Source organism: Candidatus Pelagibacter sp. Uisw_137 (assembly GCF_047720245.1).
In the GTDB taxonomy this organism is placed as follows: Bacteria; Pseudomonadota; Alphaproteobacteria; order Pelagibacterales; family Pelagibacteraceae; genus Pelagibacter.
Genome location: NZ_CP159811.1, coordinates 279,819 through 292,457, shown reverse-complemented (window position 1 = coordinate 292,457; position 12,639 = coordinate 279,819). Strand labels below are relative to the sequence as shown.

Below are 12,639 nucleotides of genomic sequence, written 5' to 3'. Positions count from 1 at the left end.
GCTGTTACTTGCTTATTTAAGCAATGTATAGTTTGTCACGCCTCTATAAATTTTATAGTCTTTCTAAAAACTAATAGGAGAGAGAGATTATGGATGATCAATTAGGCGCTCTTACAGTTATATTTACAGAATTTTACTACTGGGTAACAGTAGTATTAATGTTCCTGATTCACGTCGGGTTTTGTATGTATGAAGTTGGAGCCTCACGATATAAACATCACCAGCATACTTTAATGAAAAATACCATGGTAATACCACTAGTAACGGTAACCTGGTTTTTCTTTGGTTGGTGGATTTATTGGGCATTCCCAACAGGACCGGGAATAGCACCTTCAATAATGAATGAGAGTTCAGCATTAATTACTGACGAAAGTACTTTTAGTGCGAAATGGTATGTAGCAAATACTGAATTTATGGCTGTCAACTTAGGTGACCGTATAAGTGGAGTATTCTGGGCTGCATTCTTACTATTTTCATGGACAGCTGCTTCAATTGTTTCTGGAGCAATCATTGAAAGAATTACAACTTTTGCATTTGGTATTTTAGCAATTGCAATTGGTTCGTGTTTCTGGGTAATTGATGCTGCATGGGGATGGCACTTTGATGGATGGATGCTTAAAATTTTAGGATATCATGATGCTTATGCATCAGGAGTAATTCACGCAATTGCGGGTGGATTTGCTTTAGGTGTTCTAATCGTTTTAGGACCTAGAATTGGAAAGTTCTCATCAAGTGGTGAGCCAAGAAATATAGGACCAAGAAACCCATGGCTAGTTACAGTTGGATTATTTTTAATCTACACTGGTTTCTGGGGATTTTATGCGGCATGTAATATACCGATATTTGATCTTGGACCTGAATATGGAATGGAAGGTGTAACCTACTGGACAGCAACAAACATATATGTAACCCCAACCACCCTGAGTGGAATAACCTATAACTTCTTGATGTCACTATCAGGAGGATTATTAGCTGGATACGTGGTCGCTAAAGGTGATCCATTCTGGACTTACTCAAGTGGACTAGCTGGGATCATCTGTGCATCTGCAGGTAATGATTTGTATCACCCGATACAAGCAATGCTTATTGGTGCGATCGGTGTAGTTATTGCATATAAAATGCATTACTGGGTTGAACGTAAGTTCAAAATTGATGATGCGGTTGGTGCGGTAGCAGTACATGGTTACGCAGGATTTGTTGGTCTTGTAATTTGTGGATTTGTTTTAAATGGTTACCCAGCATCTGGATATAATGTTGGAGCTATGTGGGACGGATCAACTTATGCATCAATCAATCCACTGGGACAATTCCTTGGAGCAATTATAATGTTCGGAGTTCTTGGAATGTTACCAGGCTACGTTATTGCTAGAGTACTAAGCGCTTTTGGTAAATTAAGAATACCGCGTGAAGTTGAAATAGCAGGACTAGACTATGAAATAATGGAGGACGATAGAGATGCTGAAAAAGCAGTCGCCTCTTCAACTAGGTAAAGGAGAAAAAATATGGCTACAGTTACAAACTGGATAGATCACTTAAGTGCAAAAGAGGTTGTCGGAGCAGTTTACCCGGGAGCTGGATCTAGTGAAACTTTACTAGTTATTCTAGGTGTAGTTTTCTGGATTGGCTGGCATGTCCTTACTAACAAATCTGAGAGTGAAAAACTTTCAAGATTAGCAAGAAAAAGACATGGCGCTAATGATCATAAGAGCAATATTACCGACTGGTAATATCAACTAAAAATTTGGGCGCTACTTAATTGTGGCGCCCTTTTTTTTTACAAAAATTATACAATCATGGATAGAAATAATAACGAAGATCTGAGACCAAGTAAAATGAGAGGTGTCGTTTTTCCAAAAGCAAAGTACGGAGTGATAGCGGCTATTATCATCATTGTAGTAGGAAATATTTTCTACTATAAAGATTTTCTACTGTCTTTAATAAAATAAACTTAAAAAAATTTATGTGTGGAATTGTTGGCATCTACTTAAAAAATAAAAAATTTGAAAAAAATTTAGGAAAAATGCTATCTGGTATGCTTAATAATATGGAATCTCGTGGTCCAGACAGTGCTGGCTTTGCTATTTATAAAGATGAAAGAAAAAAACTATACAAGTTTTCTTTATGTATTAATAATTTAAACTTTAATAGTTTTAAGAAAGAAATATCTAAAAAACTCAAAAAAGCCAAACTTACTCAAATCTCAGATCATGTAATTCTAAAAACTCTTGAGCAGCCAAAGAAAGTGATTGAGATAATTAATTCGAATTTTCCTAAAGTATCTATAGTTGGGTATGGCCGATCAATAGAAATATTTAAACAAGTTGGTAATCCTAAAGATGTTGTAAAAAAATTTAAATTAGATAGTTTTAGTGGCACTCATGGAATAGGCCATACAAGAATGGCTACGGAAAGTGCAATAACTACTGATGGATCTCACCCTTACTCGACTGGTGAAGATGAGTGTTTGGTTCATAATGGATCATTATCAAATCATAACAATTTAAGAAGAGAGCTCACTAAAAAAGGTAACATCTTTAACTCTGAAAATGATACTGAAGTTGCAGCAGGATATATTTCTAACAGTTTATCAAATAATAAATCTTTAAAAGATACGCTTACATCGGGTCTTAAAGATTTAGATGGTTTTTATACATTTATTACAGGAACTAGAAAGGGCTTTGCAGTTGTTAGAGATGAAATAGCATGTAAACCTGCAGTAATAGCAGAAACAAAAAACTATGTTGCAATAGCATCAGAGTTTCAAGCCATGGCACATTTACCAGATGTAAATAATGCAAAAATTTTTGAACCTGAGCCAGGTATTGTTTACTCATGGGGGAATTAATGAAATTAGATTTAAAAAAAAAGAAATTAAGAGAAATTAATAATACTTTACAAAATTTAGATATTAAAAAAAATGATAGAGACTTTGTGATTATAAATCCTGAAGGAAGTCATGCCTTATGTGCTGGATTAAATCAGGAAATGAAAGTTTTAATCAAAGGCCATGTTGGCTATTATTGTGCAGGAATGAACCAAAAAGCACATGTAACAATAGATGGAAATGTTGGTACAGGTGTTGCTGAAAATATGATGTCTGGAACAGTACATGTTAAAGGTAATGCTTCACAATCTGCTGGCGCAACTGCTCATGGCGGATTACTTGTAATTGATGGAGATGCTAGCTCAAGGTGTGGTATTTCAATGAAAGGAATTGATATCGTGGTTAAAGGTTCTGTTGGTCACATGTCTGCATTTATGGCTCAATCTGGAACGATGTTAGTTTGTGGTGATGCAGGTGAGGCTTTGGGTGATAGTCTTTATGAAACTGATATTTTTGTCAAAGGATCAGTTAAATCTTTAGGTGCCGATTGCATAGAAAAAAAAATGGAAAAGAAGCATTTAAATAAAATTTCAGCTCTTTTAAAAAAAAGTGAAATAAAAAATATTAAACCAGATAGTTTTAAGAGATATGGTTCAGCACGAAAACTATATAACTTTAACATCGATAATGTATCAAGCTATTAATAATGTCAGATAATAAAAAAACTCATCCTCGTATATCATGGACTTTTGATGAGTATACAAATTCAGAAATAAGAAGAGCAGCAGCAACAGGAATTTATGATATTAGAGGTGGAGGATCTAAAAGAAAGCTTCCTCACTTTGATGATTTACTTTTTCTTGGTGCTTCAATGTCTAGATATCCTTTAGAAGGATACAGAGAAACTTGTAATACAAAAGTAACCTTAGGAACACGTTACGCAAAGAAACCTTTGGAGTTAGATATTCCTATTACAATTGCTGGAATGAGTTTTGGTGCACTATCAGGAAGAGCTAAAGAAGCTTTAGGGCGTGGGGCAAGTATGGCTGGTACATCTACAACTACTGGTGATGGTGGAATGACACCTGAGGAAAGAGGTCAGTCTAAAAATTTAGTCTATCAACTTTTACCTTCTAGATATGGAATGAATCCTGATGATCTTAGAAAAGCAGATGCTATTGAAATTGTTATAGGGCAAGGTGCAAAACCTGGTGGTGGAGGAATGTTATTAGGTCAAAAAATTAGTGATCGGGTTGCAGAAATGAGAACTTTACCTAAGGGTATAGATCAAAGGTCTGCATGTAGACATCCTGATTGGACAGGTCCTGATGATTTAAAGATTAAGATTTTGGAAATAAGAGAAATTACAGGTTGGAAAGTTCCAATATTTATTAAAGTTGCAGGGGCAAGACCATATTATGATACTGCTCTTGCTGTTAAAGCTGGGGCTGATGTTGTTGTTTTGGATGGAATGCAAGGTGGAACGGCTGCTACTCAAGAAGTGTTTATTGAAAATGTAGGTCAACCTACTTTAGCATGTATTAGGCCTGCGGTAGATGCACTTCAAGATTTAGACCAACATAGAAAAGTTCAATTAATTATATCGGGTGGAATTAGAAATGGTGCTGATGTTGCCAAAGCAATGGCTCTTGGAGCAGATGCAGTTTCAATTGGTTCTGCTGCAATGATTGCTTTGGGAGATAATGATCCTAAGTGGGAAAAGGATTATAATAAGTTGGGAACTACTGCAGGAGCTTATGATGATTGGCATGAGGGAAATGATCCAGCAGGAATTACAACTCAAAAACCTGAATTAATGAAACGCTTTGATCCTATTGCTGGTGGACGACGTTTATCAAACTATTTAAAAGTGATGACGCTTGAAGCACAAACAATAGCTAGAGCCTCTGGTAAAAATGATTTACATAATTTAGAACCTGAAGATTTATGTGCTCTTACAGTTGAATCTGCTGCTATGGCAAGAGTTCCACTAGCTGGAACTAGCTGGATACCAGGACTAAAAAATAAAAAATAGTATTGTTAAGACTAATTAACAGTTGTAAATTAAGAAATAAAACATGCCTATAAATTTATCTAAAATTGCTAAAACTAAAAAAATTAAATATTTTTTGATTAGTTTTGTAGATTTTTTTGGTGTCCTGAGATCAAAATTGGTACCAGCACAAGCGATTGCAGACATGCAAAAAAATGGAGCAGGTTTTGCAGGTTTTGCAACTTGGCTAGATATGTCTCCTGCAGATGGAGATATGTTTGCTCTACCAGATCCTAAAAGCTTAATTCAATTACCTTGGAACAAAGAAATTGGTTGGTTGGCTTCTGATTTATATATGTATGGTAAACCTGTTAAGGCTTCACCTAGAGTAATGCTCAAAGATCAAATTAATAAATTGAACAAAAAAAATTTAGTTATGAAATCAGGTGTAGAGTGTGAATATTTTTTAATATCAGAAGATGGCAGCAAAATTGCTGATACTAGAGATACACAATCTAAACCTTGTTATGATCAGTCCGCTTTAATGAGGAGATATGATTTAATCAAAGAAATTTGTGATAGCATGATTACCATGGGTTGGAACCCATACCAAAATGACCATGAAGATGCTAATGGCCAGTTTGAAATGAATTGGGATTATACAGATTGCTTAACTACAGCTGATAGACATGTATTCTTTAAGTATATGGTTAAATCATTAGCTGAAAAACATGGATTGAGAGCAACATTTATGCCGAAACCTTTTAGCAATCTAACGGGTAATGGTTGTCATGCTCATATTTCTCTATGGAATGGAAAAATTAATAAATTTTTAGATAATGGAGATAAATTAGGTTTGAGCAAATTAGCATATAATTTTTTAGGTGGAATTATGAAACTTACTCAGCCTTTAACAGCATTTTTTAATCCAACAATTAATAGTTATAGAAGAATAAATGCACCCCCAACAAAATCAGGTGCCACATGGTCGCCTAGTAGTATTTCTTATACAGGAAACAATAGAACTCATATGATAAGAATTCCAGATAAAGGTAGATTTGAATTAAGGTTAATGGATGGAGCAGTAAACCCTTATTTACTTCAAGCTGGAGTAATAGCTGCTGGTTTACATGGAATAAATAATAAAATAGATCCAGGTGAACCTTTATCTTGTAATATGTACACTGATCATAAAAATTACCCTAATCTAAAAAAATTACCTGACATAATTGAAGATGCATTAGATCAACTAGAAAATAGTAAAGAAATTAAAGAAGCATTTGGTGGTGATGCTATTAAAAGCTATCTAAAATTAAAAAGATCTGAAATTAAAGATTTTAATCAAGAAGAAAAGTTTGATAAAAAAAGCTCAGTAACTCACTGGGAAAAAAATAGTACTCTTGATTGTTAATAAATGAAATCAATCCTACAGAAAGATCTTTGGTCTATCACATCATTTTTAGAGAATAAAAATTATAAATTTAATAAAGAAAATATACTTACACAACTTCCAGAAAAATTTATAGATGAAGCAATAGAAGCTATATCTAGTTGGGATAATTATGCCCCCACTCCATTAATTAAATTAAATAAACTAAATGAAGAATTAAAATTTAAAAACATTTATTACAAAGATGAAGATAAAAGATTTGACCTTAAATCATTTAAAGCATTAGGTGGAGCTTTTGCTGTTTATAAAATTGCAAGTGAAAAGAAAAATATAACAGTTTCTACAGCTACAGCCGGAAATCATGGAAGATCTGTTGCATGGGGCGCACAAAGACTAGGCTTAAAATGTAAAATATTCATAAGTGAATTTGTTAGTGAGTCTAGAGCTGAAGCTATGCGTAATCTTGATGCTGAAGTTATTAGGGTTAAAGGTAACTACGATAACTCATTAAAAGAATGTATAGAGCAATCAAATAAAAATAACTGGGAAATAGTCCAAGATGTTTCGTGGGAAGGCTATAAAGAAGTTCCAAAATTAATAATGGCTGGGTACACAATTATGGTCAAAGAAATTATTGATGAAATAAACAAAAACTCTATTACCCATGTTTTTCTTCAAGCAGGCGTTGGTGGTATGGCTGCAGCAATGATAGCGGGATTTGCAAAATTATCAGAAAATATTCCTCAATTTATTATTATAGAACCTGAAAATGCTGACTGTGTTTTTCAAAGTATTAAAAATAATAAACCAACAACTGTTGATATTAAAAAAGAAACAGTAATGGGTGGCATGTCTTGTGGTGATGTATCAAGTATAGCTTGGGAAATTTTAAAAAATTCTGCCAACTATTGTTTAACTATACCAGATGAAGCAATCTCAACTGTAGTAGCACTTTTAGCAGAAAAGCGTTTATCTAATGAAAAAATCATAGGTGGAGAATGTGCCGTTCCAGGTGTAATTGCGTTAATAGGCTCTTTTAATAATAAAGAATACTTAGATAAGTTAAAGCTAAACTCAGAATCAAATGTACTTTTATTTGGTTGTGAGGGTTTAACTGACAATGCAATGTATCAAAAACTTTTAAATGATGGATCACAAAAAATCTAGGAAATATGACAAAAAAAGCTATTGTTTGGGTAAGAGAAGATTTTAGAATTGAAGACAATGAAGCCTTAGCTATAGCAACTCAAAATCATGAGTTTGTAAGTGCTCTTTATATTTATAACCCGAAAAATTTTGATAAAAAAAGAGAAGCTCAAAAATGGTGGATCTCTAAAGCTTTAGAAAACTTTAATGTAGATCTAAAGAAGTTAAATATTACATTGGAAGTTCAATTAGGTGATGAACTACAAATATTTACAAATTTAAAAAAGAAAGATGATGTTACTATTTATTGGAGTAAAGTGTATGAGCCTGATGTAATTAATAAAGGTAAAAAAATAAGAGATCTATTCATTAAAAATGAAATTCAATATAAATATTTTAAAGGAAATATTCTTGTAGAGTTTCAGGAAATGACTAAAGATGATGGTACACCTTATAAAGTATTCACTCCTTTTTGGAAAAAAACTGAACAACTTTACATCTCAAAAGTACCTTCTAAATTTACAAAAGTTAAACCAAAAGCAAAAAAAATAAATATATTTAAAAAATCAATTTCTATTAAAGAAATTTTACCTAAAAAAAATTGGCATAAAAAATTTGAAAAATATTGGAACCCATCTGAGCAAGAAGCTAATAAATATTTACAGGAATTAATAGATAATAGAATTGAGGGCTATGGTGATGCACGAGATATTCCAGGTGTTAATGGAACCTCTAAATTATCACCTTTCTTAAAATTTGGACAAATACATGTGGAAAAAATTTGGAAAAAATGCCAAGCCATTAAAATTAAAAAAATTGGATATAGAAAATATATTAATGAATTAGGATGGAGAGAATTTTCTCATAGTTTAATTAATTACTTCCCGCAAATGTTAAAAGGTAATCTTAGAAAAGATTTTGATAATTTTCCTTGGGTTAAAAATGATAGATTTCTTAAAGTATGGAAAACAGGTATGACGGGATATCCCATTGTTGATGCTGGAATGAGAGAACTGTATGAAACAGGATGGATGCACAATAGAGTACGAATGATTGTTGCTTCATTTCTTGTTAAACATTTAAGAATTCATTGGATGGAGGGTGAAAAACATTTTAAAAATTGTTTAGTTGATTATAATGAAGCTAGCAACGTTGCTCAATGGCAATGGGTTGCAGGATGTGGTGCAGATGCAGCTCCATACTTTAGAATCTTTAACCCAATTCTTCAGGGTGAAAAATTTGACAAGGATGGGATTTATACAAAAAAATGGGTTCCAGAACTTAAAAACATGCCCAATAAGTTTCTATATAAACCATGGGAACTTGAAACCAAATACCAAGAACAGATTAAGGTTATTGTAGGTATCAACTATCCAAAACCAATTGTAGATCATGTTAAAGCAAGAAATTCTGCTCTAGATGCGTTTAAAACAATTAAGAAAAGCTAATCACCTAGATAATGAAGAACAATCAATCTGTTTTGTTTCTCAATTCTGTGCTCAAAAAGATATAAATCCTGCCAAGTACCAAGTAGTAACTCAGTATTTTTAACGCTTAAAGATATTTGATTATTAGTTAACGCAGATTTTATATGTGCAGGCATATCATCTATTCCTTCAGTTGTATGAACATAAAGGGAATTATCCATTGGTACGAGCTTATTAAAAAAATTTAATAAATCAATTTGGACATCTGTGTCAGCATTTTCTTGAATTATTAACGAAGCGCTGGTGTGTTGAATACTTATATTAATAATTCCATTATTAAATTTATTATCCTTGATCCATTTATTTGTTTGGTTAGTAAATTCATACAAATTTTGACCATTCGTATTTATTTCTAAATTGAAAAATTCTTGTCTCATAGCTTGTTATATTTGATGGATGTTAATTCATATAATCTACTAATAGTTCTTTTAAATATTTTTTTTAAATCCTCTGAAGAATTTAATAAATCTAATTGCAATTGAGACGATATCATTAATGGTATATTTTTTTCATAAAGAATATCAATTAATGTAATAAATCTTTGTTGTTGATTAGAATTATCAATATTGAAGATAGGAATATTTTCTATAACAATAAAATTACACACTTCAGCTATTTTTATATAATCCTCTGCACCAATATTTTTAGAACATAATTCTTTAAAATCAAAGCGTGTTATTCCATTAAAGTAATTCTTAATATTAAATTTTCTACCTTTAATGACTAAGATCATTTCTTTATTAGATAGATTTTTTGTTATTTTTCGAAAAAACTTATTAAGTTTAAAATTTGTTGTTTCATTTAATGGATAAAAATATCTTTCATTTTTATTTTTTACAGATTTTCTATAATCTTCTTCAATAATCAACTTTGCTTGATAGCATCTTTCCTTCATTATTTTAATAAAAGGAAGAAATTGATCCCGTTGTAATCCATCTTTATAAAGATCATTTATTTTAGTATTTGATGTAAATAAAACTTTTATATTCTCATCAAATATTTTTCTGAATAATCTACCTAAAATCATTGCATCTACAATGTTAGTGACCTGAAACTCATCAAAATAAATTAATTTAAATTTATTTTTTAATCTTGCGACAAATTTATCTATAATATTTTCTTGTTTATTTTCTTTATTTTTAAACACAAAATCATGAAAACTAATCATAAACTCATTAAAGTGAAATCTTTGTTTATTTTTATCAAAATTATTATAAAAAAAATTTAATATCATGGTTTTACCTACTCCCACATCACCCTGTACATAAAATCCTTTTTTAGAATTTTGCTTAGTAAATATTTTTTTTAAGAATGATTTATTAAAGTTCTGATTATAAAATAAATTCAGTTCCTCTACTAGATTTAATTGATTATGATTAGTTTCTAAATTATTTTTTTTACAATAATTTAGAAATGATTTATTTAAATTCATTTTTTTGTTTTAAAATCTATACCATATTCAGACCTGGGCCCTTTTCTTAATCCAAAAGGACCAGATATAAATAATGTTAGAGGTTTTGTTCCCGGTTTTAGATCAACTCTGTGTAAATTATTTGCTGACCTAAAACCAATATAACCTGCTGGTCGCCAAAATCTCCCAGTATTTAGTGTTTCCCAATAACCTCCTCTTAATATAATCGTTATGTAAGGAAATGTATGATTATGAACGCCTTCCCCGTGATCATCAGCTAACATTTCATGTATCAAAATATTGAAAGGAAACCATTTTGGTCTATGTCTTAATAGGACATAGTATCTATTCATCCATGGTTTAGCGTAGTAATATTGTGGATGAGAAGGACCACGATCTAATACTATTTTTTTTCTTCCTAGTTTTTCAAGAAACTTTAGGAACATACTAATTTAATTTAATAATAGAATTATCAGTAATTAGATATAAATTTTTATTAAATATAGCCGGCCTAGAAATTTTTTTATTATCAATTTTTAGGATAGTCTTGGTTTCGCCAGTGGCAATATCAATAACTAGAAGACGCCCAATATTACTTGATAGATAAATATTTTTGTTCCCAACAATAAAACCGGTTGGTTTTATCTTGGGTCTATTTTTAGCTTTAAATTTATTAAGTAAATAATTTGATCTTATAATATTTCCAGTATTTTTTTCTATAATAATTAGATAACCCTCCAATGATATAGTGAATATAAGGTCATTAATTATTACTGGTCTTAAGTTGGAGTTTATCTCTTGTTTCCAGTTTAAGTTACCAGTCTGTATATCAAGTGAAAAAAATTGATTTTGGTTATTAGAAAAAAACAATGCATCTTTGTCAGCTACAACATCAGATGTCTTTAAAAAAAAACCTGTATCAAAGGCTAAACTACTTTGTGTAGGTGTTTGCCATAACAAATTACCATTATTAATATCGATAGCACTTATATCACCCAAAGAATTATTAAAGTAAATTTTTTCATTTAAAATTACTAATGAAAGTCTTTTTTGAGACCTTATAAGTGAACCTTGCGTTTTTCGAGCCCAAATTTCTTTTCCATCATTTATTGAATAAGCTCTTAAAGTATTTTCAAAATCTATTACATAAATTCTATCTTTATAAATCTTTACTTGTGAATTAAATGGCGCATTATTATTTTTAGACCATAATAATTTTCCCGTATTAATATTGATAGCATATAATTTTGCTATATTATCAGCAATTATTAAAATTTTATCATTGTAACCAAAAAATAAAAATGGGTTTTGCTTTTTTTCATATTTTGAATAAAAGTTTTTTTTCCATATTAAATTTGATTTATTGTCAAAACTTAAAATAGACCCTTCGTTATCAAAAAAAATAATATTATTTTGATTAAATGTGATTTCTGGTTCGTATTGATAAAAATCTTTTATTTTTTTAAATTTATATTTAGATAGACTCTCAAGTTTACCGTTGTAGTTAATTCTACCACTATTATTGTTAAAATTTTTTAAAAAACTATTATTTACAGCTCTTGAATTGAGCTGTATTTTTAAATTTGGATTAAATTCAAATTTTAGTTTTTCTTCTTTTTTGAAGATTTCTGTTATGTTTTCTTTTTTTTCTTCTTCAATATTTTCTTTATTCCAAAATTTTGAGTTTTTGTGAAATGAACAATTTGTAATAAAAATAAAAATTAATAATAATTTAAAAATTTTACTCACTTAGATCTCTGTTAAGTCTTTTTTGTGACTCTAATCTTATTTCATTATTTGCATTAGGTAGTAATAAAATTTGATTAAAAAATTCTTTTGCTTTTTGTTTTTCACCTTTTGCATAAAAATATTCAGCTATAAGATATAAAGAATGAGATTTCCATATACTTTCTGAGTTAACTATAGGGTTTAAAATTTGTAACAATTCATTTTCTGTTACAAAACTGGAGTTAAATAATGCTTTTTTATAAATATTTAAGTTTTTAATTTCCTCCTCTAAGTTTGTTTTATTAATTAACTCATCAAATAAAAAATTAATTTCTTCTTGCTCATTTACTAAATTATTATCTATTAAAAAGTATAATGCTAGTGGTGAGTACGTGTTATCATTTTCTTTAATTATATTAATTAAATCTTCAATTGTTTTTCGAGAATTTTCAGTTTTAAAGTTTATTATAGTTAGGTTAAACTTATTTGCTAGATTAACCTTTTCTTTCTTTTTAAAAGCATCAAAAGAAAAATAACCTGTTACTAAGATTAAGAATATTGTGGTAATTGCAATTAACTTTTTTTTATTATTAACAAAAAAAATTTTTACTTTTTCATTTCTTGTATTTGTGTCAATTATTGAAAGCTCTTCATCCATCT

The 12,639-nt window shown here is 30.2% G+C and carries 13 protein-coding genes; 8 read left to right on the top strand and 5 right to left on the bottom strand.

The window, feature by feature from the left end; all coding sequences use genetic code 11:
- The first annotated feature begins 89 nt into the window (after window positions 1-89).
- The 8 genes from ABXT61_RS01515 to ABXT61_RS01480 all read left to right on the top strand — a co-directional run bounded on the left by ABXT61_RS01515 (window position 90) and on the right by ABXT61_RS01480 (window position 8,801).
- Complete coding sequence (locus ABXT61_RS01515; RefSeq protein ID WP_415315560.1) at window positions 90-1,490, top strand: ammonium transporter; 1,401 nt, start codon at window positions 90-92, stop codon at window positions 1,488-1,490.
- Between the two features lie 12 nt (window positions 1,491-1,502).
- Window positions 1,503-1,727 (top strand): hypothetical protein, encoded by a 225-nt coding sequence (locus ABXT61_RS01510; protein ID WP_169036206.1) that lies wholly within the window; start codon window positions 1,503-1,505, stop codon window positions 1,725-1,727.
- 233 nt (window positions 1,728-1,960) lie between these two features.
- Complete coding sequence (locus ABXT61_RS01505; protein WP_415315559.1) at window positions 1,961-2,845, top strand: class II glutamine amidotransferase; 885 nt, start codon at window positions 1,961-1,963, stop codon at window positions 2,843-2,845.
- Window positions 2,845-3,528 carry a protein glxC gene (locus ABXT61_RS01500; RefSeq protein ID WP_415315558.1) on the top strand — a complete coding sequence of 228 codons (684 nt, stop codon included), beginning with the start codon at window positions 2,845-2,847 and terminating at the stop codon, window positions 3,526-3,528. Before ABXT61_RS01505 ends, ABXT61_RS01500 begins: the two co-directional genes overlap by 1 nt.
- Window positions 3,529-3,530: 2 nt before the next feature.
- On the top strand, window positions 3,531-4,859 hold the full coding sequence (locus tag ABXT61_RS01495; RefSeq protein WP_415315557.1) for an FMN-binding glutamate synthase family protein: 1,329 nt from the start codon (window positions 3,531-3,533) through the stop codon (window positions 4,857-4,859).
- 43 nt (window positions 4,860-4,902) lie between these two features.
- On the top strand, window positions 4,903-6,228 hold the full coding sequence (gene glnT / locus ABXT61_RS01490; protein WP_415315556.1) for a type III glutamate--ammonia ligase: 1,326 nt from the start codon (window positions 4,903-4,905) through the stop codon (window positions 6,226-6,228).
- A 3-nt stretch (window positions 6,229-6,231) separates the two neighbouring features.
- The gene (locus tag ABXT61_RS01485; RefSeq protein ID WP_415315555.1) at window positions 6,232-7,374 is read left to right on the top strand and encodes a diaminopropionate ammonia-lyase; all 1,143 of its coding nucleotides are present in this window, start codon (window positions 6,232-6,234) and stop codon (window positions 7,372-7,374) included.
- Between the two features lie 5 nt (window positions 7,375-7,379).
- Window positions 7,380-8,801, top strand: a complete 1,422-nt coding sequence (locus ABXT61_RS01480; protein WP_415315554.1) for a cryptochrome/photolyase family protein — start codon at window positions 7,380-7,382, stop codon at window positions 8,799-8,801.
- Here ABXT61_RS01480 and ABXT61_RS01475 read toward each other — a convergent pair.
- From ABXT61_RS01475 to ABXT61_RS01455, 5 genes are read right to left on the bottom strand one after another with little or no spacing between them, the layout of a single operon-like run.
- A complete protein-coding gene (locus tag ABXT61_RS01475; RefSeq protein WP_415315553.1) occupies window positions 8,798-9,217 on the bottom strand; it encodes a secondary thiamine-phosphate synthase enzyme YjbQ in 420 nt (139 codons plus the stop codon). The two genes, ABXT61_RS01480 and ABXT61_RS01475, sit on opposite strands and share 4 nt — an antisense overlap.
- Complete coding sequence (gene zapE / locus ABXT61_RS01470) at window positions 9,214-10,272, bottom strand: cell division protein ZapE (protein WP_415315552.1); 1,059 nt, start codon at window positions 10,270-10,272, stop codon at window positions 9,214-9,216. Before zapE ends, ABXT61_RS01475 begins: the two co-directional genes overlap by 4 nt.
- Complete coding sequence (locus ABXT61_RS01465) at window positions 10,269-10,697, bottom strand: hypothetical protein (protein ID WP_415315551.1); 429 nt, start codon at window positions 10,695-10,697, stop codon at window positions 10,269-10,271. Before ABXT61_RS01465 ends, zapE begins: the two co-directional genes overlap by 4 nt.
- Before the next feature lies 1 nt (window position 10,698).
- On the bottom strand, window positions 10,699-12,000 hold the full coding sequence (locus ABXT61_RS01460; RefSeq protein WP_415315550.1) for a PQQ-binding-like beta-propeller repeat protein: 1,302 nt from the start codon (window positions 11,998-12,000) through the stop codon (window positions 10,699-10,701).
- Window positions 11,993-12,637: a hypothetical protein gene (locus ABXT61_RS01455; RefSeq protein WP_415315549.1), complete on the bottom strand. Its 645-nt coding sequence runs from the start codon at window positions 12,635-12,637 to the stop codon at window positions 11,993-11,995. The genes ABXT61_RS01460 and ABXT61_RS01455 overlap by 8 nt, the downstream gene beginning before the upstream one ends.
- Window positions 12,638-12,639 lie beyond the last annotated feature (2 nt).

Excerpts from the sequence above, each read along its gene's own strand:
- ABXT61_RS01465 (WP_415315551.1), bottom strand. The coding sequence starts at position 10,697 with ATGTTCCTAAAGTTTCTTGAAAAACTAGGAAGAAAAAAAATAGTATTA.
- ABXT61_RS01505 (WP_415315559.1), top strand. The coding sequence starts at position 1,961 with ATGTGTGGAATTGTTGGCATCTACTTAAAAAATAAAAAATTTGAAAAA.
- glnT (WP_415315556.1), top strand. The coding sequence starts at position 4,903 with ATGCCTATAAATTTATCTAAAATTGCTAAAACTAAAAAAATTAAATAT.
- ABXT61_RS01495 (WP_415315557.1), top strand. The coding sequence starts at position 3,531 with ATGTCAGATAATAAAAAAACTCATCCTCGTATATCATGGACTTTTGAT.
- ABXT61_RS01485 (WP_415315555.1), top strand. The coding sequence starts at position 6,232 with ATGAAATCAATCCTACAGAAAGATCTTTGGTCTATCACATCATTTTTA.
- ABXT61_RS01510 (WP_169036206.1), top strand. The coding sequence starts at position 1,503 with ATGGCTACAGTTACAAACTGGATAGATCACTTAAGTGCAAAAGAGGTT.
- ABXT61_RS01480 (WP_415315554.1), top strand. The coding sequence starts at position 7,380 with ATGACAAAAAAAGCTATTGTTTGGGTAAGAGAAGATTTTAGAATTGAA.
- zapE (WP_415315552.1), bottom strand. The coding sequence starts at position 10,272 with ATGAATTTAAATAAATCATTTCTAAATTATTGTAAAAAAAATAATTTA.
- ABXT61_RS01475 (WP_415315553.1), bottom strand. The coding sequence starts at position 9,217 with ATGAGACAAGAATTTTTCAATTTAGAAATAAATACGAATGGTCAAAAT.
- ABXT61_RS01500 (WP_415315558.1), top strand. The coding sequence starts at position 2,845 with ATGAAATTAGATTTAAAAAAAAAGAAATTAAGAGAAATTAATAATACT.
- ABXT61_RS01455 (WP_415315549.1), bottom strand. The coding sequence starts at position 12,637 with ATGGATGAAGAGCTTTCAATAATTGACACAAATACAAGAAATGAAAAA.
- ABXT61_RS01515 (WP_415315560.1), top strand. The coding sequence starts at position 90 with ATGGATGATCAATTAGGCGCTCTTACAGTTATATTTACAGAATTTTAC.